Raw genomic sequence first — 21,591 nt, forward strand, 5'->3', positions numbered from 1 at the left:
GTGCGGTGGAGCTGCGGCGGCGCGCTCAGACCGTCATGCGCCAGAGCGCGATGACGAGCAGCGTGAAGAACGCCGCCACCAAGTCGTCGAACATGATGCCAAAGCCACCTTTCAATCGACGGTCGAAGTAGCGGATGGGCGGCGGCTTCACCATGTCGAAGAAGCGGAAGACGACGAACGCCCAGAGCTGGCCGGTGAACGTCTCCGGCGTGACGAAGAGGAGCACGAGCCAGAACGCGACGATCTCGTCCCAGACGACCGGAGACGGATCGTCGGTGCCGAGCTTGCGGGCGGTGAAGCCGGTGATCCAGCAGCCCGCGACGAAGCCGGCGACGAGCAGCGCGGCCCACTCGATGACGGTCAGGTAGCGGCTCAGCACCGCAAACGACGCCCACGCGAACAGCGTGCCGACCGTGCCCGGCATGATCGGCGACAACCCGCTGCCGAAGCCGAGCGAGATCAGGTGGAACGGATGGGTGAGCATGAAGCGCGAGCTGGCGCGCCTCTTGGAGGCGCTCGGGGCGCCGCCCGTGCCGGCGGGGCTGCCGCCGAGCGTGGGGTCAGTCTGCATGGAAATGGTCGAAGCCTTGCAACGTCAGGAAAAGCGGAGCGCCGGCCGAGTCGTGCCAGGCAATCGCGGGCTGGTCCGCCGGAGCTTTCAAGGCGCTTATTGTACCGATGCGCGTGACCGGCACGTTCACCTGTTCGCCGATCGCTGCGATCGCGGCGCGGTTTTCCGCGGCGGCAGTGAAGCAGAGCTCGTAGTCGTCGCCGCCGCTGAGCGTGCAGCGGCGCTGCACGTCGCCGGGCAGCCGGCTTAGCGCGGCCGAGCGCGGCACCGCGCCGGCATCGACCGAGGCGTTCACACGCGAGCGCTCGAGGATGTGCAGCAGATCGCCGGCCAGGCCGTCCGAGATGTCGAGCGCCGCGCGCGCCACGCCTCGCAGCGCGAGGCCGAGCGCGATGCGAGGCTCGGGGCGTTCGAGCGCGTGGCGAAAGGCGGCCGCATCGCGCGCGGCGTCTGCGCCGCTCACGGTCCACTCGCCGCGCGCCACGCCGAGCCCGGCGCGCGCATCGCCGAGCGCGCCCGAGACCCAGATGTCGTCGCCGGGGCGCGCCGCGTCGCGCCGCAGCGCGGTTTCGGGCGGCACGTCGCCGAACACGGTCACGCAGAGGTTGAGCGGCCCGCGCGTCGTGTCGCCGCCGATCAGCGCGCAATCGAAGCGCTCCGCCAGCTCGAAGAGGCCGTCGCTGAAGGCGGCAAGCCACGCTTCGCGAGCGTCGGGCAACGCGAACGCGAGCGTGAAGGCGCGCGGCTTGGCGCCCATCGCGGCGAGGTCCGACAGGTTCACGGCGAGCGTCTTGTGGCCGAGTGCATGCGGATCGACATCGGCGAAGAAATGCCGTCCTTCGACGAGCATGTCCGTCGAAATCGCCAGCGTCTGGCCGGCACGCGGCGCGAGCAGGGCGCAATCGTCGCCGATGCCGAGCTCCGCTCCATGTGGGTGACGGCTCGCGCGGCGCGCGAAAAATCGCTCGATCAGGGAAAACTCGGAAAGGGAGGTCTGGCTCACGGAAGGTGCGTGAAGGTGGCCCGAAAAAGGCGTTGAAAAAACAATGCGTTAACTAACTGGTGAGCACGGATTGTGCGCTGCGGCAATGTCGCCCGGAGCCCGTCTTCCTCGTATTTCAGTCGCAGCAGTTGTACCCGCCGCGAAGGAATCGGCCCGTTGAATGGCGCTACAATGCGTCCGAATAGCTATTCTAATCCGCACTCAAGACCGACCCCTCCATGTCAACGAATCCCGCCAAATCCAAGCTCCGCGAAGCCGCTCTCGATTATCACGAGTTCCCGACTCCGGGGAAGATCGCGATCGCGCCGACCAAGCAGATGATCAATCAGCGCGATCTCGCGCTCGCGTATTCGCCCGGCGTCGCGTTCGCCTGCGAGGAGATCGTCGAGAACCCGCTGAACGCCGCGCGCTTCACCGCGCGCAGCAATCTGGTCGGCGTCGTCACGAACGGCACCGCGGTGCTCGGTCTCGGCAACATCGGGCCGCTCGCGTCGAAGCCGGTGATGGAAGGCAAGGCGGTGCTGTTCAAGAAGTTCGCCGGCATCGACGTGTTCGACATCGAGCTCAACGAGTCCGACCCGCACAAGCTCGTCGACGTGATCGCGGCGCTCGAGCCGACTTTCGGCGGCATCAATCTCGAAGACATCAAGGCGCCGGACTGCTTCATCGTCGAGCGCGAATGCCGCAAGCGCATGAAGATCCCGGTCTTCCATGACGACCAGCACGGCACGGCGATCGTCGTCGCGGCGGCGTTCTCGAACGGCCTGAAGGTGGTCGGCAAGAACATCAAGGAAGTGAAGCTGGTCACGTCGGGCGCCGGCGCGGCGGCGCTGGCCTGCCTGGATCTGCTCGTGGATCTGGGCCTGCCGCTGGAAAACATCACGGTGACCGATCTGGCCGGCGTGGTCTACAAGGGCCGCACGGAACTGATGGACCCGGACAAGGAACGCTTCGCGCGGGAAACCAGCGCGCGCTCGCTGTCGGAGGTGATCGGCGGCGCGGACGTGTTCCTGGGTTTGTCGGCGGGCGGCGTGCTCAAGCCCGAGATGGTCAAGGAGATGGCCGCCAAGCCGCTGATCCTCGCGCTTGCCAACCCGACGCCGGAAATCCTGCCGGAGCTCGCGCTCGAAGTGCGTCCCGACGCGGTGATCGCCACGGGCCGCACCGACTATCCGAACCAGGTCAACAACGTTCTGTGCTTCCCGTTCATCTTCCGCGGCGCGCTCGATGCGGGCGCGTCGACGATCACGCGCGAAATGGAGATCGCTGCGGTCAACGCGATCGCTGACCTGGCGCGCCAGGAGCAGAGCGACATCGTCGCGACCGCGTATGGCATCCAGGATCTCTCGTTCGGCCCCGAGTACCTGATTCCGAAGCCCTTCGATCCGCGCCTGATCGTCAAGATCGCGCCGGCCGTCGCCCAGGCGGCGATGGATTCGGGCGTCGCGACGCGCCCGATCGAGGACATGGAGGCGTACAAGGTCCACCTCCAGCAGTTTGTCTATCACAGCGGCACGACGATGAAGCCGATCTTCCAGCAGGCGCGCAGCGTCGCGCCGGAGAAGAAGCGCGTTGTGTTCGCGGAGGGCGAGGAAGAGCGCGTGCTGCGCGCGGTGCAGATCGCGGTCGACGAGAAGCTCGCGACGCCGATCCTGATCGGCCGCCCCGCGGTGATCGAGCACCGCATCGAGCGCTACGGCCTGCGCCTGACGCCGGGTGTCGACTTCACGGTCGTCAACACCGAGCACGACGAGCGCTACAAGGACTTCTGGCAGAGCTACGCGAAGATGATGGCGCGCAAGGGTATCAGCGAGCGCATGGCGCGCGTGGAAATGCGCCGCCGCTCGACGCTGATCGGCGCGATGCTCGTGCAGAAGGGCGAGGCCGACGGCATGATCTGCGGCACGGTCTCGACGCCGCACCGCCACCTCCACTTCATCAACCAGGTGATCGGCAAGCGCGAAGGCTGCAAGGTGTACGCGGCGATGAACGGCCTGGTGCTGCCGGGCCGCCAGATCTTCCTCGTCGATACGCACGTCAACGTCGACCCGACGCCGGAAGAGCTCGCCGAGATCACGATCATGGCGGCCGACGAAGTGCGCCGCTTCGGCATCGTGCCGAAGGTCGCGCTGCTGTCGCATTCGAACTTCGGCACGAGTAACGCGCCGTGCGCGCAGAAGATGCGAGACACGCTCGCGATCCTGAGGGAGCGCGCGCCGGATCTCCAGGTCGACGGCGAGATGCACGGCGACGTCGCGCTCGACGCCAATCTGCGCAAGGAAGTGCTGCCCGAGTCGACGCTCGAGGGCGACGCGAACCTGCTCGTGCTGCCGAACATCGATGCGGCCAACATCTCGTACAACCTGTTGAAGACCGCGGCCGGCAACAACATCGCGATCGGGCCGATCTTGCTTGGCGCGGCCAAGCCGGTGCACGTGCTGACCGAATCCGCGACGGTGCGCCGTATCGTCAACATGACGGCGCTGCTCGTGGCGGACGCCAGCGCTGCGCGCTGATCTCCGCCAGGTAAAAAAACGGCGTGCCCGCAATGGGCACGCCGCGGAGCAAGTTGGGGATATTGCTCCAAAAGGCTTGATACCAACGGTGTTCGTTTCGCCGGAAGCAAAAAGACGAGGAGGCAGAGACTCGTCACGAGCGAGCACCGTCACCGGGATTTTATCTTGTTCGGGCTAAAAAAATCCTATCGAAAGGCTTGGGCGGGTGCGTAAGAATGTCGCATCGGCAGGGGGTGCGGCAGGCGCTAAATCTTTCATTTTCATGACGAAGATTGCTTCCGGGTGCCATTAGCGATAACCTTACGTCTTTCGTGGTCGTCAATTTCATCCAATCAGCGGGAACTCTGGTTCATGGCACGCAAGTGGCTCCGCAACGGCGCGCTCGCGGCCGTCCTCGCGATCGGCAGTCTCGGAAGCACTGGCATTGTCAGCGGGGGCTTCGTCCCCAGCGCCCTAGCGCGCGACTATTCGCAATCGGGTTCGCCGACCGGGCAGATTGAAGGCGCCATCGCGGTTCGGCAATTACCGAAAGAAGCCGCCAACACGTTGAACTTGATCGCAGCCGGCGGGCCTTATCCGTATCCGAAGGATGGCGTCGTTTTTGGCAACTACGAACGGCAGCTGCCGGCGCGTCCGCGCGGCTACTACCACGAATACACCGTTCCGACGCCGCGCGCGAAGAATCGCGGCGCCCGCCGCATCGTTTGCGGCGGGGCGTTGAGGCAGGTCGACAATTGTTTCTATACGGACGACCACTACAACAGTTTTAAACGCATTGTTGAATGATATTGGGATGAGCGGCATGAGCGACAACATCTACGCGCACGACCCCCAGGTCGCGACGGATCTTTTCGCGGCCGGCGACGGCAATCTGTTTCAGCGTGTCATGCAGATGCGCATGGCCGAGCACGGCCAGACTGCCCCAGACGAAGCCAGCCCCGGGCTTTCATCGAACGAGGAGCCTATGAGTCTTTTCAGGACCGTGCGAGCGAACATCGTGCAGTCGATTCGCGCCTTCCGCGTGCAGGATCTCGCGGATGAAGCGCTGCAGCTCGAGCAGCATTTCCTCTATGCCTATTGCGGGAGTGCGCAGAGCAAGCAGGAAGTGCTGGAAACCATCGCGACCTCGTTTCTGTTTCCCAAGCATTTCGGCAAGAACTATGACGCGCTGTACGACTGCCTGACCGACCTCGTCCAGAAGGCGGGCTTGCAGCCGGGCTTCGTGATCGTGCTCGAAGCACTGCCGATCGCGCAGAAATTCGACAAGGAAGGCCGCGAAACCCTGCTCGACGTGTTCCGCGAAGCCGCGGAGTTCTGGGCCGAGCGCAAGGTCCCGTTCCGCGTGTTTTACTCGTTTGCTTGATGGCTTCGGGCCGGGCGCCGCTTGGCGCTCGAGTCGCAAGTCGATCACAGAAAAAGGCCCGCCGGATGCGCGGGCCTTTTGCATTGGGGAGCTGGATCCGGACCAACGGTTCCGTCGGCTACCAGCCGCCCCAGCGCGCGGCCAGCGCAGCGAGCACGGCGATGCCCGCCGTCTCCGTGCGCAGCACGCGCGGGCCGAGTCCCAGCGGAGCAAAGCCCTGCGCGAGCGCCGCGTCTTCTTCGGCCGGCGTCAGGCCGCCTTCCGGCCCGATCAGCAAGGTTACATTGCCCAGCGGCGCTTCGGCCGGAAGCTTGGCAAACGGGACGCTCGCGCGCGGCGACAGCATGAGCCGCAATTCGCCGTCCCTGGGCGCGGGCGGCATGGCAGAGAGCCACGCGTCCAGGTCGACGGGCGCTGCGACTTCGGGCAACCGGTTGCGCCCGCATTGCTCGCACGACGCCTGCACGATGCCTTGCCAATGCGCGTGTCGCCGTTCGGCGCGCTCGCCTGTCAGGCGCACGACGCTGCGCGCGGCCGCCAGCGGCACGAAGCCGGACACGCCGAGCTCCACGGCCTTTTCGATCAGCCAATCCATCTTGTCGCCGCCCGCGATGCCTTGAGCAAGCCTGATGCGATACGGCGGCTCGGCCTCGATGTCGGCAAATTCGCCGACTTCGACGAGCGCGCGGCGCTTGCCGATCTCGACGAGCCGGGCCTCGTTCTGGCCGCCGCGGCCGTTGAAGACGACGAGCGCATCGCCTGCCTGCAAGCGCAGTACCTGGACATGGCGCGCGACGTCGTCGGGCAGCGTGATGACGTCGCCGGCGGCGTAGGTCGAATCGAGGAAGAAGCGGGGCATGGTGATCGGTTCGGCGTTCTGGTTCGAGAGTCAGCCCGACACGCGGCGGGCCAGCGCCCAGCGATAACCGTCGAGGTCTTCGACCTGCGCGAAGCGGTCGCCCCAGAACTGGTCTTGCGGCTCGGAGAGCGACTTTGCGCCGGCGGCGATGGCTCGCGCATGGACTTCGTCCACGTTTTGCACGTACAGATAAAACGACTGCGGCGCGATGGCGCCGGCGTTCTTCGGAGTCTTCGCGGTCGAACCGAACGCGCCCTCGGGCGCGAACATCACGATCAACTGTCCTTGGTAAGTCATCTCGGCATGCATGACGACGCCTTCGTCCTGCACGCTGTCGCGCAACTCGAAGCCGAACGCCGCTTCGAAGAACGAGATGGAAGTGAGCGCATCTCGCACCGTCAGGTAGGGCGTCAACCAGGAAACGTTGGCTGGTCGCGTGGCGGTCATGCGTTTCTCCGTACAGTGTCGGTGAAATTGGATCGGGGCTGGCGCGAAGCGTTCGATTCGCCGGTGCGCGCCGAGGCGGCCGGATTCACACAGCCTGCCGACGGCTCCCGAGTGTATCGCGCACGCGCAGCGCGAAGCAGTGGGCGTGCGTATGAAGCAGCGCGGCATTGTAGCGGTGCGGACGCTTTTGCGGCGTTTCGAGATGAAGACGGAACCGTCATCCGTCCCTTTGCACAGGGCCCTGCGGCGCCGTCGAACGGCGGGGGAGGTGCCCCGCCATCTGCTAGAATGACAGGCTTTGCAGCCTTGTCCGTTTGCTCTGCCAGCCCCGCTGGTTCCACCGCCCACGCGGCGCGCCCGAACCGGGGCCGAAGCGGCTGAAAAACGAGCAACCGGTCCGCCGCCCGCCCGCTTTTTGGACTCGTTCTCCGGACTCGACATGACGACCTCGTCTCCCGCCCCGACCACCCTGATGGCAAACGCGATCCGCGCGCTTTCCATGGATGCCGTTCAACAAGCGAACTCCGGCCACCCCGGCATGCCGATGGGCATGGCCGAGATCGGGGTGGCATTGTGGTCGCGCCATCTGCGCCACAACCCGGCCAATCCGCAATGGGCCGACCGCGACCGCTTCGTGCTGTCGAACGGCCACGGCTCGATGCTGCTTTACTCGCTGCTGCATCTGACCGGCTATGACCTGCCGATCGTCGAGCTGAAGAATTTCCGCCAGCTTCATTCGAAGACGCCGGGCCACCCGGAATACGGCATCACGGCCGGCGTCGAGACGACCACGGGCCCGCTCGGCCAGGGTCTCGCGAACGCGGTCGGCATGGCGCTCGCCGAGGCGCTGCTCGCCGCCGAGTTCAACAAGCCCGATGCGAAGATCGTCGATCACCATACCTACGTGTTCCTCGGCGACGGCTGCCTGATGGAAGGCATCTCGCACGAAGCCTGCTCGTTCGCGGGCACGCTGAAGCTGAACAAGCTGATCGCGCTCTACGACGACAACGGCATCTCGATCGACGGCGACGTGGTCCACTGGTTTCACGACGACACGCCGAAGCGCTTCGAAGCGTACGGCTGGAACGTGATCCGAGATATCGACGGCCATGACGTCGGCGCGATCGACGCCGCTATTGCGAAGGCGAAGCTGTCGGACAAGCCCACGCTGATCTGCTGCAAGACTGTGATCGGCAAGGGCGCGCCGAACAAGGCCGGCGGCCACGACGTGCACGGCGCGGCGCTGGGCGCTGCGGAAATCGCCGCGACGCGCGAGGCGCTCGGCTGGAAGTGGGAGCCGTTCGTGATCCCGCAGGAAGTGTATGCAGCGTGGGACGCGAAGGAGCTGGGCGCGAGGCGCGAAGCGGAATGGGACACGGCGTTCGCGCAGTACCGCGCGAAGTACCCGGCCGAAGCGGCCGACTTCGAGCGCCGCGTCTCGAAGCAGCTGCCGGCCGACTGGGCACAGAAGGCGCAAGCGATCATCGCCGGCGCGAACGAGCGCGGCGAAACGGTCGCGACGCGCAAGGCTTCGCAGCAGGCGATCGAAGGCCTCGCAGCGGTGCTGCCCGAGCTGCTCGGCGGCTCGGCCGATCTGACCGGCTCGAACCTCACCAACTGGAAGGCCTCCAAGCCCGTGCGCGCGCCTAAGAACGGCGAGACCGGCATCCAGTGGGGCAACCACATCAACTACGGCGTGCGCGAGTTCGGCATGAGCGCCGCGATCAACGGCATCGCGCTGCACGGCGGCTACAAGGTGTTCGGCGGCACGTTCCTGACGTTCTCCGACTACAGCCGCAACGCGCTGCGCGTGGCCGCGCTGATGAAGTCGCCGTCGATCTTCGTGTTCACGCACGATTCGATCGGCCTCGGCGAAGACGGCCCAACGCACCAGTCGATCGAGCACGTTGCGAGCCTGCGCCTGATTCCGAACCTGCAGGTGTGGCGTCCCTCCGATACCGTCGAGACGGCGGTGGCCTGGACCCACGCGGTCGAGCATCACGGCCCGTCGTGCCTGATCTTCAGCCGCCAGAACCTCGCGTTCGCGCCGCGCACCGACGCGCAGATCGCCAACATCGCCAAGGGCGGCTACGTGCTGCGCGACTGGAACGACGACGTGCCGGCCCGCAAGATCATCCTCATCGCGACCGGCTCGGAAGTCGAGCTCGCGCTCAACGCGATCGAGCCGCTCGCGCGCGAAGGCATTGCGGCGCGCGTGGTGTCGGTGCCGTCGACCAACGTCTTCGACAAGCAGGACGCCGAGTACCGCGAGCGCGTGTTGCCCACGGGCGTGCGTCGCGTCGCGATCGAAGCGGGCGTGACCGATTACTGGCGCAAGTACGTCGGGCTGGAAGGCGGCGTGGTCGGCATCGACACGTTCGGCGAATCGGCTCCGGCCGGCGTGCTGTTCAAGCACTTCGGCTTTACCGTCGAGCACGTGGTCGCGACGGCCAAGGCCACGCTCGCCTAATCCAGAACGCAAGAACGAACGGCGTTCGCGTCTGGCGCGCCCCAACGCCTGCGCGAACGCCAAAGCGGCAAGCGAGAAGGTTTTTTTTCAGCCATCAGGTATCAGGAGATAAACATGACGATTCGCGTTGCAATCAACGGCTACGGCCGGATCGGCCGCAACACGCTGCGCGCCTTCTATGAAAACGGCAAGAAGCACGACATCGAGTTCGTGGCGATCAACGATCTCGGCGATGCGAAGACCAACGCCCACCTGACGCAATACGATACCGCGCACGGCAAGTTCCCGGGCGAAGTGACGGTCGACGGCGACTACCTCGTCGTGAACGGCGACAAGATCCGCGTGCTCGCGAACCGCAACCCGGCCGAGCTGCCGTGGGGCGACCTCGGCGTCGACGTCGTGATGGAATGCACGGGCTTCTTCACGACCAAGGAAAAGGCGAGCGCGCACATCAAGGGCGGCGCGAAGAAAGTCATTATCTCGGCGCCGGGCGGCAAGGATGTCGACGCGACGATCGTCTATGGCGTGAACCACCACACGCTGAAGAAAGAGCACACGGTGATCTCGAACGCATCGTGCACGACGAACTGCCTGGCTCCGCTCGTCAAGCCGCTCAACGACAAGATCGGCCTCGAAACCGGCCTGATGACGACGATCCACGCCTACACGAACGACCAGGTGCTGACCGACGTCTATCACGAAGACCTGCGCCGCGCGCGCTCGGCCACGCACAGCCAGATCCCGACCAAGACGGGCGCCGCATCGGCCGTCGGCCTCGTGCTGCCGGAGCTGAACGGCAAGCTCGACGGCTACGCGATCCGCGTCCCGACGATCAACGTGTCGATCGTCGACCTGTCGTTCATCGCCAAGCGCGATACCACGGTCGATGAAGTCAACGCGATCATGAAGGAAGCGTCGGAAGGCGCGCTGAAGGGCATCCTCGGCTACAACTCGGCGCCGCTCGTGTCGATCGACTTCAACCACAACCCGGCGTCGTCGACGTTCGACGCGACGCTGACGAAGGTGTCGGGCCGTCTCGTGAAGGTGTCGAGCTGGTACGACAACGAGTGGGGCTTCTCGAACCGCATGCTCGATACGGCCGTCGCGCTCGCGAACGCGCAGTAAGCGGCATTCGCTGCAGTTCTCGCCGGTGCGGCATCGCGCTGCGCCGGCGCAAAAAAACCGCTCCTCGGAGCGGTTTTTTCACGCTTGCGGCACGTTCGCGCCGGTCATGGCGAATCCGGCGGCGGCGATTCGCTCGTTTCGGCCGCGCGCGGCGGCGTCGGAAAATGCACGCCCGCGCGCTGCGCGGCCGCCGTGATGTGCGCCTCGATCGCTCGTCCCGCGCCCTCGCTGTCGCGCGCCTTCAGCGCATCGAAAATCGCGCAGTGCTCGTGATAAGTCGAGAGCAGCAGCTCGCGCTGATAGAACGGCAGGCGCTGGCTTTCCTTCATGATTTCAGCGCTGCCGCGCAGGACGGTATCGATCGCTGAATTGCCCGCGATCCCGATGATGCGCATATGGAACTCGAAGTCGAGCTGCGCGGCTTCGTCGAGCTCGCCGGCCGAGAGCGCGCCGTGGAGCGCTTCCAGGTTCTCGTCGAACCAGGCGCTGTCGGCGTCGCTGATCGCGAGCGCCGCCATGCGCGCGGCAAAGCCTTCGAGCGCGTAGCGCATCTGATAGGTGTCGGGCAGCGACGACTGGTTCGCAAAGCGCCATGCTTGCCCGTTCATCGCCTTGGTGCTTTCCACATAGACGCCCTTGCCCGCGCGGATAGTCAGCATGCCGAGGGCCTCAAGCGTCGACAGCGCTTCGCGCAGTGAGGCGCGGCTTATCTCCAGTTCCTCCGACAATTGCCGCTGCGCCGGCAGCAGGCTGCCCACGGGATAGATGCCGGACTCGATGCGTTCGCGGATCGTGGTGGTGGCGGCGTCGGTAACGGTGTGCGTGACGTTCTTCATCTTGCTGAGAAATCAACTGGTCTGACCGCCATTGTAGTCGCCTGCTGGCAGCATGCAAATCGAACTGGTCTAACCGGCCTGGACTGCAACCGAAGTGCCTGATTCCGCGCGGGTAAACACCTCCGTGAAGCGTCTTGACTTCACTATATCGGCTTCCTACTATTCAGCATAACTGTTATGGTAAGACCAGTATGAACAGTTGGACTCGATCCCTTCTCATTAGGAGAAAGCCGTGCTGAAGTTCTTCAATTCGCTGTTTGGCCGGGTGATGATCGCGCTAGTCGCGGGTATCGTGATCGGCGCGTTCTTTCCGCACTTCGCCGAATCGCTGCGGCCACTGGGCGACGGTTTCCTCAAGCTGATCAAGATGGTCATCGCCCCGATCGTGTTCTGTGTCGTCGTGAGCGGCATGGCCAGCGCGGGTAACCTGAAGAAGGTCGGGCGCGTCGGTACCAAGGCGGTGATCTACTTCGAGATCATGACGTCGATTGCGCTCGTGATCGGCGCGGTGCTCGCCTACGTCACGAAGCCGGGCGTCGGCATGAACGTCGATCTGCATACGCTCGACGCGTCCGCGCTCAACACCTACACCGAACACGCGAAGAGCCTCAAGGACGTGGCCGGCTTCCTGCTGAAGATCATCCCCGATACCGCCGCCGACGCCTTCGCGAAGGGCGACATCCTGCAAGTGCTGGTGTTTTCCGTGCTGTTCGGCTCGGCGCTGTCGCTGCTCGGCGAGAAGGCGCAGAAGGTCGGCACGCTGATCGACGAGCTTGCGCACGTGTTCTTCCGCATCATGGGCTTCATCATCAAGCTCGCGCCGCTCGGCGTGCTCGGCGCGATCGCCTTCACGACCGGCGAGTACGGCGTGGCCTCGCTCAAGCAGCTCGGCGTGCTGGTGCTGGTGTTCTACGCGAGCTGCGTGCTGTTCGTGTTCGTCGTGCTCGGCATCGTGCTGCGGCTCGCCGGCTTCAACATCTTCAAGCTGGTTCGCTACCTGCGCGAGGAGTTGTCGATCGTGCTCGGCACCGCTTCGTCGGACGCCGTGCTGCCCCAGGTCATGCGCAAGCTCGAATGGATGGGCGTGAAGGATTCGACGGTGGGTCTCGTGATCCCGACCGGCTATTCGTTCAACCTCGACGGCTTCTCGATCTATCTCACGCTCGCCGTCATCTTCATCGCGCAGGCCACCAACACGCCGCTGTCGATGCATGACCTCGTCGTCGTCGTGCTCGTGTCGCTGGTCACGTCGAAGGGCGCGCACGGCATTCCGGGCTCGGCGATCGTGATCCTCGCCGCGACGCTCGCCGCGATTCCCGCGATCCCCGTGCTCGGCCTCGTGCTGATCCTGCCGGTCGATTGGTTCGTCGGAATTGCCCGGGCGCTGACGAACCTGATCGGCAACTGCGTCGCGACGGTGGTCGTCGCGGTGTGGGAGAGCGATATCGACCGCGCGCGTGCCCGCCGCGTGCTGAACCAGGAGCCGGACGTGCGCTTCATTCCAGGCGTCGACGAAGGCGGCGCGACCGAAGGCGTGCACGGTGCGCCGGCTGCGCCTGCTGCGCCTGCTGTCTGAGGGCGGCCCGCGGCGCTCGCCGAACGAATCGACTCGTCACTCGCCAACTGCTGGCGACTCACTATCCGAACCGGCGGGCCCACGAGCCCGCCTGCCGAAATTCACTGGAGACTCACCGCATCATGGCCATCCCGACGCTCGACCCCAACGCCCCGTCCTTTACGCGCCGCTATCTGAACCTCGCCGATCAGCGCCTTGGCGCGAAGGCGATCTTCGCGAGCGACGAATTCTTCGCGCCGAAGGAGCGCATGCTCGACTCGCAGCCTGCCGTCTTCATCCCGGGCAAATACGACGATCACGGTAAATGGATGGACGGCTGGGAAACGCGCCGCAAGCGCACGACCGGCTACGACTACTGCATCGTCAAGCTCGCGCGGCCGGGCACGGTGTACGGCGTCGATCTCGATACGAGCCACTTCACGGGCAACTTCCCGCCGGCCGCGTCGATCGATGCCTGCCACGCCGACACCGAGACCCCGCCCGACAACGCCCAATGGCGCACGATCGTCCCCGCGACGACATTGCAAGGCAACAGCCACCACTATCTCGAAGTGAGCGACGTGCGTCCCTACACGCACCTGCGCGTGAACATCTACCCCGACGGCGGGATCGCGCGTCTGCGCGTGTACGGCCAGCCGACGGTCGACTGGAGCCGCATGGCGCGCGGCGTGGCGGTCGACCTCGCGGCGGCGGAAAACGGCGCCTACGTGGTCGCGGCGAACAACCAGCACTTCGGCTTGGCGTCGAACATCCTGATGCCGGGTCGCGGCGTCAACATGGGCGACGGCTGGGAGACGCGGCGCCGCCGCGAGCCCGGCAACGACTGGGCGATCGTCGCGCTGGCGCATCCGGGGGTGATCCGGCGCGTCGAAGTGGACACCGCGTTCTTCAAGGGCAACTTCCCCGACCGCTGCTCGATCCAGGCGGCGCGCGTCGAGGGCGGCACCGACGAGTCGCTCGTCACGCAGGCGATGTTCTGGCCGGTCCTGCTGCAGGAGCAGCCGCTCAAGATGGACAACGTGCACACCTTCGAGGCCGAGCTGTCAGGACTCGGAGCGGTCACGCACGTGCGCTTGAACATCTTCCCGGACGGCGGCGTGTCGCGCCTGCGTCTGTGGGGCGAAATCGAGTAATCGAGTCGTCGAATCGTCAAATGGTGAGGCAGTGATGAATACCCTCCAAGTGCAGCGGCTGACGCGCGAAGCGTTCGCGCCGTTCGGCGACGTGATCGAGCTCGCGGGCGCACGGCATTTCCCGATCAACGGCGGGACGACCGAGCGCTATCACGATCTCGCGGCGGTCGATGTGAGCGAAGCGGGCGGCCGGCCGCTCATCAACGTGTTCCGCGGGCAGCCGCGCAATCTGCCGCTCGATGTCGCGCTGATGGAGCGGCACCCGCTCGGCAGCCAAGCGTTCATTCCGCTTGGCGACGTGAAGTACCTCGTGGTCGTCGCGCCGGCCGGCGAGTTCGATCCGGCGCGCATGCGCGCGTTCGCGGGGGAGGGGTTCCAGGGTGTGAACTACGCGCGCGGGATCTGGCACCATCCGCTGATCGTGCTCGAGCGGGAAGGGGATTTCATCGTCGTCGACCGTGGCGGAAGCCAGCCGAATTGCGACGAGGTGACGCTTACCGCACCTTATCGGCTGGCGTTCGACGAGACGTTTGCTGGTTGAATGCGTAGCGGCCCGTTGTGGCTGCGGCAAGCCAGAGGTAGAACAGCGGCGCCGAGCCGCGCCCAAAAAAGCCGCCCTCGGGCGGCTTTCGCGCACTCAGGCGGGGCGCGCCGGCTCAGTGCTTGCGGTGCGGGCAGTTTTCCTTCGTGCATGCGCCATACAGCGCCAGCGCATGCTCTTGCAGCTTGAAGCCGCGCTCCTTGGCGATCGCTTGCTGGCGGTTTTCGATTTCGGGGTCGAAGAATTCTTCGACGAGACCGCAGTCGAGGCAGACGAGGTGATCGTGATGCGAGCCTTCATTCAGCTCGAACACAGCCTTGCCGGACTCGAAATTGCTGCGCGACAGGAGCCCTGCCTGCTCGAACTGCGTCAGCACGCGATAGACGGTGGCGAGCCCGATGTCGAGCTCTTCATGGAGCAGATTCCGGTAGACGTCTTCGGCGGTGAGGTGACGCACCGGACTATGCTGGAAAATCTCGAGAATCTTGAGGCGCGGTAGGGTCGCCTTGAGCCCGATATTCTTGAGATCGGTCGGATTGGTCATGGGTAGGCATCCCTGGAGTACAATGCAAGGTTCTAATAGTAATGTGTTTTTGCTGTTCCGGTCATCTTCGGTGTAACTCGCGCGGCCTTAGTGCCTAGGCAAGCAGGCCCGCACGGTGAGTGCAATGATTCCAACTTTTCTTTTAACAAACCGGGGGAGCCGCGTGCGAGGTACCTTGATCGTTGCCGCCGCAGTGGCGGCTCTCGCAGGATGCTCGACCTATAACAGCGTCACGCAGCGGATTGCCCAATCCATCACGCCCTATCGCATCACCGTCGTGCAGGGCAACTTCGTCTCGGCGGAGATGGCTGCGAAGATGCAGGCCGGCATGTCGCGCGACCAGGTGAGGGCGCTCCTCGGCACGCCGCTGCTCACCGACATGTTCCATGCGGACCGCTGGGACTATCTGTTCTATTTCAAGCGCGGTTCGACTTCGATCGTTCAGCAGCGCAACTTCATCGTGAACTTCCAGAGCGACCGGGTTGCGAGCTGGTCGGGCGGCGACAATCTGCCTTCCGAGCTCGAGCTGCTCGCCGACATCGACGGCGACAAGCTCGGCAAGAAGAAGGCCGCTCAGGCAAAGGCTGCGGAAGCAGCGCTTGCGGCGAGCTCGGCAAGCGGCGTCAATGCGGCGGCGTCTCCGGCGCCGATCGATACGGTCGCTTCGCCGACGGGCGAGGCCGCCCAGGCCGGCGCGCTGCCGGCCACGGCGGCCAACGCGCAGGCCGCGCAGGCGGCCAATCGCGCGACGAGCCAGATCACGTCGACGCCGACCAACCGGCCGTCGGTGGCGGTGGCGCCGTCCGCCGGGGGCACGACGCCCGGTGCATCGCCGCTGCCGGGTCAGCCGCAGCTTCAGTTCCACCGGCCGCCGCCGCCCAGCTCGGGGGACAACAGCAATCCGGTCGGACCGACGGGCTCGCAAGGCAGCGATGCCTCTGCCTCGTCCAACCAGCCGGCTGCCGCGTCGCCGCAAGGCGTGCAAGGTACCGGCAACTGAGCGTTGCCGACAGCAGGCGGGTGCACGCAGCGTGCAGCCCGCCTTCGTTCTTTGGGCGGTGCCGTGTCGCCGCCGGTATTCGTCGTTACTCGTAGTCTTTACGTGTGTTGCCCATGAAAATTGCCATTGCTGGCGCATCGGGCCGGATGGGCCGGATGCTGATCGAAGCGGTCCTGAACGACCCCGACGCAACGCTTGCCGGCGCGCTCGAACGCGCAGGCTCCCCTCAGCTCGGCCAGGATGCCGGTGCGTTCCTCGGTAAAGAGACGGGCGTGCTGCTCACCGACGACATCGAGCGCGTCTTTGCCGTTGCCGACTGCCTGATCGATTTCACGCGGCCGGAAGGCACGATGACGCACCTCGAGGCCGCGCTGCGCCACAACGTGAAGCTCGTGATCGGCACCACTGGTTTCGACGATGCGCAAAAAACCGAACTGCGCGCCGCCGGCGAGAAAATCGGCATCGTGTTCGCGCCGAACATGAGCGTCGGCGTGAACGTCACGCTGAAGCTGCTCGAATTCGCCGCGCGCGCGTTCGCGACCGGCTACGACATCGAGATCATCGAGGCGCACCATCGCCACAAGGTCGATGCGCCTTCGGGCACCGCGCTGATGATGGGCGAGGTCGTCGCCGGCGCGCTCGGCCGCGATCTCAAGGACTGCGCCGTGTACGGCCGCGAGGGCGTGACGGGCGAGCGCGATCCGTCGACTATCGGCTTCTCTGCGATTCGCGGCGGCGATATCGTCGGCGACCACACGGTGTTGTTTGCCGGGATCGGCGAGCGCATCGAGATCACGCACAAGTCGGCGAGCCGCGTGTCGTATGCGCAGGGCGCGCTGCGCGCGGTGCGTTTCCTCGCCGGCCACGAGACCGGCTTCTACGACATGCAGGATGTGCTCGGCCTGCGCTCGGCGCATCAGGCGTGACCGCCGGCCGAGTCCGACTCCGACTGCCACACTGCGCTTGAATCCCCAGATGGCGAATACCGGCATTCTTCACTACCTGCAAACGAGCGACGCCGTCACGCACGGCGTCGCGTACCTGTTGCTGGCGATGTCGGTGGCGAGCTGGTGCTTCCTGATCGTGAAGAGCTGGATGCTCGCGCGCGCGAAGCGTCAGGCACCGCGCGCGCTCACGCTGTTCTGGCAGGCCGCGACGCTTTCCGACGGCGTGCTGGCGCTGCGCCTCGCCGACAAGGAGCGCGTGTTCGCGCCGCTTGCCGAGGCCGCGCTCGAATCGGCCGAAGCCCATATGCCGGGCGCGCTGCTTGGGCGCGTCGAGCGCAGCGAACGCGTGCTGCGCGCGCTGCGCCAGGCGCTCACCGCTTCGCAGCGCCGGCTCGAGTTCGGGCAGGTGCTGCTCGCGTCGGTTGGCAGCACGGCGCCATTCGTCGGCCTGCTCGGCACCGTCTGGGGCATCTATCACGCGCTCGGCAGCATCGCCGCGAGCGGCCAGGCGATGATCGAGAACGTCGCGGGGCCGGTCGGCGAGGCGCTCATCATGACCGCGTTCGGCCTCGTCGTCGCGATTCCGGCGGTGCTTGCCTACAACGTGCTCGGGCGCATGGCGCGGCAGTTGTCCGAGGAGCTCGACGGTTTTGCGCACGACTTGCACGCGTACGTTTGCGCGCCGCAAGAGTCCGCTCCGCGCGAGGCGGCGGCGCGGCGCGTCGAAGCTTCCTGAGTGATCGAGGGAGCGCCCATGGCATTCGGCGGACTCGAAAAGAAGCAGACGGCCGCACCGATGGCGGACATCAACATGACGCCGCTGATCGACGTGATGCTCGTGCTGCTCGTCATCTTCATCATCACGGCGCCGCTCTTCACGCACGCGATCCGGCTCGATTTGCCGAAGGTCGCTGCCGCGCCGGCGCGGCAGACGCCCACCACCATCTCGCTGTCGATCGACGCCGCCGGCAAGATCTACTGGAACGGCCAGCCCGTCACGCTCGAGGCGATGCGCGCGAAGCTCGCTGCGGCGGGCAAGCAGGCCGACGCGCCTGAGATCCACCTGCGCGCGGCGCGCGCGACCCGCTACGAGGTGATCGCCCAGGTGATGGGCGCGGCGCAGCAGGCGGGCCTGGAGCGCATCGGCTTCGTGACGGATCCGCCGTCCGCGGCGAGCGCACCCGGCGCCGCCCAGCCTTAGCATGGCCAGCGCCCTGAGCGCGCCTGCGTCGTCGATGCCGACGGTTTCGCATCCGGCGCGAACGGTATAATCAGCCCTTTCCCCGCGCTTGACCCATGCGGCGGGGAGCCCGCTTTTCCACATTGACAGCCACGCCCGAAGCACCCTGAGCCGTCCGCGCCGCCGGACGCCAAAGGGGACGAACAGGGTGCGAACGCACAGCCAGCCCGAACCACACCATGCAAGAAAGATACTTACCCGCCGACGTCGAAGCCGCCGCTCAGCGCGAGTGGCGCGCCACCGATGCCTACCAGTCCACGGAAATCGCCGGTAAGCAGAAGTTCTATTGCGTTTCGATGCTGCCGTACCCGTCGGGCAAGCTGCACATGGGCCACGTGCGCAACTACACGATCAACGACGTGATGTACCGCTATCTGCGGATGAACGGCTACAACGTGCTGATGCCGATGGGCTGGGACGCCTTCGGCATGCCCGCCGAAAACGCCGCGATGGCCAACGGCGTGCCGCCCGCGAAGTGGACCTACGACAACATCGCTTACATGAAGGGCCAGATGCAGTCGATGGGTCTCGCGATCGACTGGTCGCGCGAGATCGCGACCTGCAAGCCCGAGTACTACAAGTGGAACCAGTGGCTGTTCCTGAAGATGCTCGAGAAGGGCATCGCCTACAAGAAGACGGGCACCGTCAACTGGGACCCGGTCGACCAGACCGTGCTCGCGAACGAGCAGGTGATCGACGGCCGCGGCTGGCGCTCGGGTGCGCTCGTGGAAAAGCGCGAGATCCCGATGTACTACATGCGGATCACGCAATACGCCGATGAGCTGCTGAACGACCTCGACGGCCTCGGTTGGCCGGAGCGCGTGAAGATCATGCAGCAGAACTGGATCGGCAAGAGCTTCGGCGTGAACTTCGGGTTCCCTTACGAGCTCGACGGCGAAGAGAAGCTGCTGCGCGTGTTCACGACGCGCGCCGACACGATCATGGGCGTCACGTTCTGCGCGGTGGCGGCCGAGCATCCGCTCGCCACGCGTCTCGCGAAAGACCATCCCGAGTTGCAGGCGTTCATCGACGAATGCAAGCGCGGCGGCGTCGCGGAGGCCGACGTCATGACGATGGAAAAGAAGGGCATGGCGACGGGCTTTTTCGTCAAGCATCCGCTGACGCAGGAGCCGGTCGAGGTATGGATCGGCAACTACGTGCTGATGACCTACGGCGAGGGCGCGGTGATGGGCGTGCCGGCGCACGACGAGCGCGACTTCGCGTTCGCAAAGAAATACGGCCTGCCGATCAGGCAGGTGATCGCCTCCGAAGGGCAGACGTATTCGACCGACGCTTGGGCAGAATGGTACGGCGACAAGGAAGCCGGCGTCTGCGTGGCGAGCGGCAAGTACGACGGCATGAACTACGAGCAGGCCGTCGATACGATCGCTGCCGATCTCAAGGCGCTTGGCCTCGGCGACAAGCAAGTCACGTGGCGCCTGCGCGACTGGGGCATTTCGCGCCAGCGCTATTGGGGCACGCCGATCCCCATCATCCACTGCGCGACCTGCGGCGACGTGCCGGTGCCGGAAGAGGACCTGCCTGTCGTGCTGCCGGAAGACCTCGTGCCGGACGGCACGGGCAATCCGCTCGCGAAGTCGGCCGCGTTCGTGAACTGCACGTGTCCTAAGTGCGGCGCGCCCGCCAAGCGCGAAACCGACACGATGGATACTTTCGTCGATTCGTCGTGGTACTTCTACCGCTACGCGTCGCCGGATGCGGCAACGATGGTCGACGCACGCACCGACTACTGGATGCCGATGGACCAATACATCGGCGGCATCGAGCACGCGATCCTGCATCTCTTGTATTCGCGCTTCTGGGCGAAGGTGTCGCGCGACCTGGGCCTCGTGAAGTTCGGCGAGCCGGCGAAGAACCTGCTCACGCAGGGGATGGTGCTCAACGAGACGTTCTATCGCGAGGACGCCTCGGGCAAGAAGACCTGGTACAACCCGGCCGACGTCACCGTCGCGCACGACGACAAGGGCCGCCCTATCGGCGCGACGCTGAACGCCGACGGCCAGCCGGTCGTGCTGGGCGGCATCGAGAAGATGTCGAAGTCGAAGAACAACGGCGTCGACCCGCAAATGCTGATCGACCAGCACGGCGCCGATACCGCGCGCCTCTTCACGATGTTCGCGGCGCCGCCCGAGCAGCAGCTCGAATGGTCGGGCGCGGGCGTCGAAGGCGCGAGCCGCTTCCTGCGCCGCGTATGGGCGTTCGGTTTCGCGAACCAGGCGGTGCTGCGCGAGCGCGGCGCGTTCGACGCAGCTGCGCAAAGCGACGCCGACAAGACGCTGCGCCGCGAAATCCATGGCGTGCTGAAGCAGGCCGATTTCGACTACCAGCGTTTGCAGTACAACACGGTGGTGTCGGCGGCGATGAAGATGCTCAACGCGCTCGAAGGCGCGAAGGGTGCGCAGGCCGCCGTGCTGGGCGAAACCTACGGCATCTTGCTGCGCGTGCTGTACCCGGTGGTGCCGCACGTTACGCATCAGCTGTGGGGCGCACTCGGGTATGCCGGCGAATTCGGCGGGCTGCTCGACGCACCATGGCCGAAGGTCGACGAGAAGGCGCTCGAGCAGGCCGAGATCGAGCTCGTGCTGCAGGTGAACGGCAAGGTGCGCGGCGCGCTGACGGTCGCGAAGGATGCGCCGCGCGAAGCCATCGAGCAAGCGGCGCTCGCGCACGAGATGTTCGAGAAGTTCGCCGAGGGCCGCCCGCCGAAGAAGGTCGTCATCGTGCCGGGCCGCCTCGTGAACATCGTGGCGTGAGATTGAGCGACGCGCCGCAGCCCTTGGCCGCGTGCGCATCGCGACTGCGAACCTAGGAGCCAATGTGACTCGCAGATCGTTTTTGACGCTTGCGTGCGGTGTGATGATGCTGTCCGCATGCGGCTTCCAGTTGCGCGGGCAACAGGACTACGCGTTCAAGCGCCTCGTCATCGTCGGTGCGCAGCCGCCGGTCGCCGCGCGTCTCACGCGTATGGTTCAGGGCGGCAGCGATACGGTTGTCGTCAATTCGACGGACAACGCCGATGCGATCCTGACGATGTCCGAGGCGCGCGGGCAGAGCACGCTGACGATGAACTCATCGGGCGTCGTCGAGGAGTATCAGATCACCTATTCGCTGTACTACCAGCTGGTCGGCAAGGACGGCACCGCGTTGATTGCGCCGAGCGTCATCGTGCTGAACCGGGCGATGACATATAGCGACCAGTACGCAACGGCGAAACAGGCTGAATCCGAGCTGCTCATCGCGGACATGCAGAACGACGCCGTCGATCAGCTCACGCGCCGGCTTTCGCTCGTGCATTCGATGCATCCGGCGCAGCCGGCGCCGAGCGTCTCGCCGACCACGCCGCTGCCGTCGCCGCCGCTTTGATCGATTCGACGACCTTGCTTTCGCTATCCGGACGCC

Annotated in this window: 20 protein-coding genes; 14 read left to right on the forward strand and 6 right to left on the reverse strand. The window is 65.6% G+C overall.

Annotation, left to right across the window (positions count from 1 at the left end):
• Positions 1 to 25 precede the first annotated feature (25 nt).
• Both FAZ69_RS06325 and thiL read right to left on the reverse strand, forming a co-directional pair.
• A complete protein-coding gene (locus FAZ69_RS06325; RefSeq protein WP_169708575.1) occupies positions 26 to 571 on the reverse strand; it encodes a phosphatidylglycerophosphatase A family protein in 546 nt (181 codons plus the stop codon).
• Positions 561 to 1,574 (reverse strand): thiamine-phosphate kinase, encoded by a 1,014-nt coding sequence (gene thiL, locus FAZ69_RS06330; protein WP_136893095.1) that lies wholly within the window; start codon positions 1,572 to 1,574, stop codon positions 561 to 563. The genes FAZ69_RS06325 and thiL overlap by 11 nt, the downstream gene beginning before the upstream one ends.
• A gap of 218 nt (positions 1,575 to 1,792) precedes the next feature.
• Between thiL and FAZ69_RS06335 the strand changes: the two genes are divergently transcribed.
• From FAZ69_RS06335 to FAZ69_RS06345, 3 genes are all read left to right on the forward strand, one after another.
• A complete protein-coding gene (locus FAZ69_RS06335) occupies positions 1,793 to 4,090 on the forward strand; it encodes an NADP-dependent malic enzyme (protein WP_136893096.1) in 2,298 nt (765 codons plus the stop codon).
• Between the two features lie 351 nt (positions 4,091 to 4,441).
• Positions 4,442 to 4,876, forward strand: coding sequence for a ribonuclease (locus tag FAZ69_RS06340; RefSeq protein ID WP_136893097.1), 435 nt, complete (start codon positions 4,442 to 4,444; stop codon positions 4,874 to 4,876).
• A 16-nt stretch (positions 4,877 to 4,892) separates the two neighbouring features.
• On the forward strand, positions 4,893 to 5,453 hold the full coding sequence (locus FAZ69_RS06345; RefSeq protein WP_136893098.1) for a barstar family protein: 561 nt from the start codon (positions 4,893 to 4,895) through the stop codon (positions 5,451 to 5,453).
• 118 nt (positions 5,454 to 5,571) lie between these two features.
• Here FAZ69_RS06345 and FAZ69_RS06350 read toward each other — a convergent pair whose 3' ends face one another.
• A complete protein-coding gene (locus FAZ69_RS06350) occupies positions 5,572 to 6,312 on the reverse strand; it encodes a 16S rRNA (uracil(1498)-N(3))-methyltransferase (RefSeq protein WP_136893099.1) in 741 nt (246 codons plus the stop codon).
• A gap of 30 nt (positions 6,313 to 6,342) precedes the next feature.
• Entirely contained in the window at positions 6,343 to 6,759 is a 417-nt protein-coding gene (locus FAZ69_RS06355) for a VOC family protein (protein WP_136893100.1), read from the reverse strand.
• Between the two features lie 439 nt (positions 6,760 to 7,198).
• Here FAZ69_RS06355 and tkt point away from each other — a divergent pair, with 439 nt between their 5' ends.
• Both tkt and gap read left to right on the forward strand, forming a co-directional pair.
• The gene (gene tkt / locus FAZ69_RS06360; RefSeq protein ID WP_136893101.1) at positions 7,199 to 9,229 is read left to right on the forward strand and encodes a transketolase; all 2,031 of its coding nucleotides are present in this window, start codon (positions 7,199 to 7,201) and stop codon (positions 9,227 to 9,229) included.
• A gap of 114 nt (positions 9,230 to 9,343) precedes the next feature.
• On the forward strand, positions 9,344 to 10,354 hold the full coding sequence (gene gap / locus FAZ69_RS06365; protein ID WP_136893102.1) for a type I glyceraldehyde-3-phosphate dehydrogenase: 1,011 nt from the start codon (positions 9,344 to 9,346) through the stop codon (positions 10,352 to 10,354).
• Between the two features lie 104 nt (positions 10,355 to 10,458).
• Here the strand turns inward: gap and FAZ69_RS06370 are convergent, their stop codons facing one another.
• On the reverse strand, positions 10,459 to 11,190 hold the full coding sequence (locus FAZ69_RS06370) for a FadR/GntR family transcriptional regulator (RefSeq protein WP_136893103.1): 732 nt from the start codon (positions 11,188 to 11,190) through the stop codon (positions 10,459 to 10,461).
• 232 nt (positions 11,191 to 11,422) lie between these two features.
• Here FAZ69_RS06370 and FAZ69_RS06375 point away from each other — a divergent pair, with 232 nt between their 5' ends.
• The 3 genes from FAZ69_RS06375 to FAZ69_RS06385 all read left to right on the forward strand — a co-directional run bounded on the left by FAZ69_RS06375 (position 11,423) and on the right by FAZ69_RS06385 (position 14,440).
• On the forward strand, positions 11,423 to 12,766 hold the full coding sequence (locus FAZ69_RS06375; RefSeq protein ID WP_136893104.1) for a C4-dicarboxylate transporter DctA: 1,344 nt from the start codon (positions 11,423 to 11,425) through the stop codon (positions 12,764 to 12,766).
• A gap of 122 nt (positions 12,767 to 12,888) precedes the next feature.
• Positions 12,889 to 13,899: an allantoicase gene (alc, locus tag FAZ69_RS06380; protein ID WP_136893105.1), complete on the forward strand. Its 1,011-nt coding sequence runs from the start codon at positions 12,889 to 12,891 to the stop codon at positions 13,897 to 13,899.
• Positions 13,900 to 13,933: 34 nt separating this feature from the next.
• Complete coding sequence (locus tag FAZ69_RS06385; protein WP_136893106.1) at positions 13,934 to 14,440, forward strand: ureidoglycolate lyase; 507 nt, start codon at positions 13,934 to 13,936, stop codon at positions 14,438 to 14,440.
• A 115-nt stretch (positions 14,441 to 14,555) separates the two neighbouring features.
• Here the strand turns inward: FAZ69_RS06385 and fur are convergent, their stop codons facing one another.
• Entirely contained in the window at positions 14,556 to 14,984 is a 429-nt protein-coding gene (fur, locus tag FAZ69_RS06390; protein ID WP_136893107.1) for a ferric iron uptake transcriptional regulator, read from the reverse strand.
• A gap of 163 nt (positions 14,985 to 15,147) precedes the next feature.
• Between fur and FAZ69_RS06395 the strand changes: the two genes are divergently transcribed.
• The 6 genes from FAZ69_RS06395 (at position 15,148) to FAZ69_RS06420 (ending at position 21,555) form a co-directional block, all read left to right on the forward strand.
• Entirely contained in the window at positions 15,148 to 15,984 is an 837-nt protein-coding gene (locus FAZ69_RS06395) for an outer membrane protein assembly factor BamE (protein WP_169708576.1), read from the forward strand.
• Between the two features lie 113 nt (positions 15,985 to 16,097).
• Entirely contained in the window at positions 16,098 to 16,910 is an 813-nt protein-coding gene (dapB, locus tag FAZ69_RS06400) for a 4-hydroxy-tetrahydrodipicolinate reductase (RefSeq protein ID WP_169708577.1), read from the forward strand.
• 49 nt (positions 16,911 to 16,959) lie between these two features.
• Positions 16,960 to 17,667, forward strand: coding sequence for a MotA/TolQ/ExbB proton channel family protein (locus tag FAZ69_RS06405; protein WP_136893110.1), 708 nt, complete (start codon positions 16,960 to 16,962; stop codon positions 17,665 to 17,667).
• 18 nt (positions 17,668 to 17,685) lie between these two features.
• Complete coding sequence (locus FAZ69_RS06410) at positions 17,686 to 18,132, forward strand: ExbD/TolR family protein (protein WP_136893111.1); 447 nt, start codon at positions 17,686 to 17,688, stop codon at positions 18,130 to 18,132.
• A gap of 218 nt (positions 18,133 to 18,350) precedes the next feature.
• A complete protein-coding gene (gene leuS, locus FAZ69_RS06415) occupies positions 18,351 to 20,945 on the forward strand; it encodes a leucine--tRNA ligase (RefSeq protein WP_136893112.1) in 2,595 nt (864 codons plus the stop codon).
• A gap of 64 nt (positions 20,946 to 21,009) precedes the next feature.
• Positions 21,010 to 21,555, forward strand: coding sequence for an LPS-assembly lipoprotein LptE (locus FAZ69_RS06420; RefSeq protein ID WP_136893113.1), 546 nt, complete (start codon positions 21,010 to 21,012; stop codon positions 21,553 to 21,555).
• Positions 21,556 to 21,591: the final 36 nt, after the last annotated feature.

This window comes from Trinickia terrae (assembly GCF_005144415.1).
GTDB classification, from domain to species: Bacteria; Pseudomonadota; Gammaproteobacteria; order Burkholderiales; family Burkholderiaceae; genus Trinickia_A; species Trinickia_A terrae.

What these genes read in the sequence shown, in the direction of transcription:
- FAZ69_RS06325 (WP_169708575.1), bottom strand. Translation starts at nt 571, where the DNA reads ATGCAGACTGACCCCACGCTCGGCGGCAGCCCCGCCGGCACGGGCGGC.
- FAZ69_RS06335 (WP_136893096.1), top strand. Translation starts at nt 1,793, where the DNA reads ATGTCAACGAATCCCGCCAAATCCAAGCTCCGCGAAGCCGCTCTCGAT.
- FAZ69_RS06340 (WP_136893097.1), top strand. Translation starts at nt 4,442, where the DNA reads ATGGCACGCAAGTGGCTCCGCAACGGCGCGCTCGCGGCCGTCCTCGCG.
- FAZ69_RS06345 (WP_136893098.1), top strand. Translation starts at nt 4,893, where the DNA reads ATGAGCGACAACATCTACGCGCACGACCCCCAGGTCGCGACGGATCTT.
- FAZ69_RS06350 (WP_136893099.1), bottom strand. Translation starts at nt 6,312, where the DNA reads ATGCCCCGCTTCTTCCTCGATTCGACCTACGCCGCCGGCGACGTCATC.
- FAZ69_RS06355 (WP_136893100.1), bottom strand. Translation starts at nt 6,759, where the DNA reads ATGACCGCCACGCGACCAGCCAACGTTTCCTGGTTGACGCCCTACCTG.
- tkt (WP_136893101.1), top strand. Translation starts at nt 7,199, where the DNA reads ATGACGACCTCGTCTCCCGCCCCGACCACCCTGATGGCAAACGCGATC.
- gap (WP_136893102.1), top strand. Translation starts at nt 9,344, where the DNA reads ATGACGATTCGCGTTGCAATCAACGGCTACGGCCGGATCGGCCGCAAC.
- FAZ69_RS06370 (WP_136893103.1), bottom strand. Translation starts at nt 11,190, where the DNA reads ATGAAGAACGTCACGCACACCGTTACCGACGCCGCCACCACCACGATC.
- alc (WP_136893105.1), top strand. Translation starts at nt 12,889, where the DNA reads ATGGCCATCCCGACGCTCGACCCCAACGCCCCGTCCTTTACGCGCCGC.
- FAZ69_RS06385 (WP_136893106.1), top strand. Translation starts at nt 13,934, where the DNA reads ATGAATACCCTCCAAGTGCAGCGGCTGACGCGCGAAGCGTTCGCGCCG.
- fur (WP_136893107.1), bottom strand. Translation starts at nt 14,984, where the DNA reads ATGACCAATCCGACCGATCTCAAGAATATCGGGCTCAAGGCGACCCTA.
- dapB (WP_169708577.1), top strand. Translation starts at nt 16,098, where the DNA reads ATGAAAATTGCCATTGCTGGCGCATCGGGCCGGATGGGCCGGATGCTG.
- FAZ69_RS06405 (WP_136893110.1), top strand. Translation starts at nt 16,960, where the DNA reads ATGGCGAATACCGGCATTCTTCACTACCTGCAAACGAGCGACGCCGTC.
- FAZ69_RS06410 (WP_136893111.1), top strand. Translation starts at nt 17,686, where the DNA reads ATGGCATTCGGCGGACTCGAAAAGAAGCAGACGGCCGCACCGATGGCG.
- leuS (WP_136893112.1), top strand. Translation starts at nt 18,351, where the DNA reads ATGCAAGAAAGATACTTACCCGCCGACGTCGAAGCCGCCGCTCAGCGC.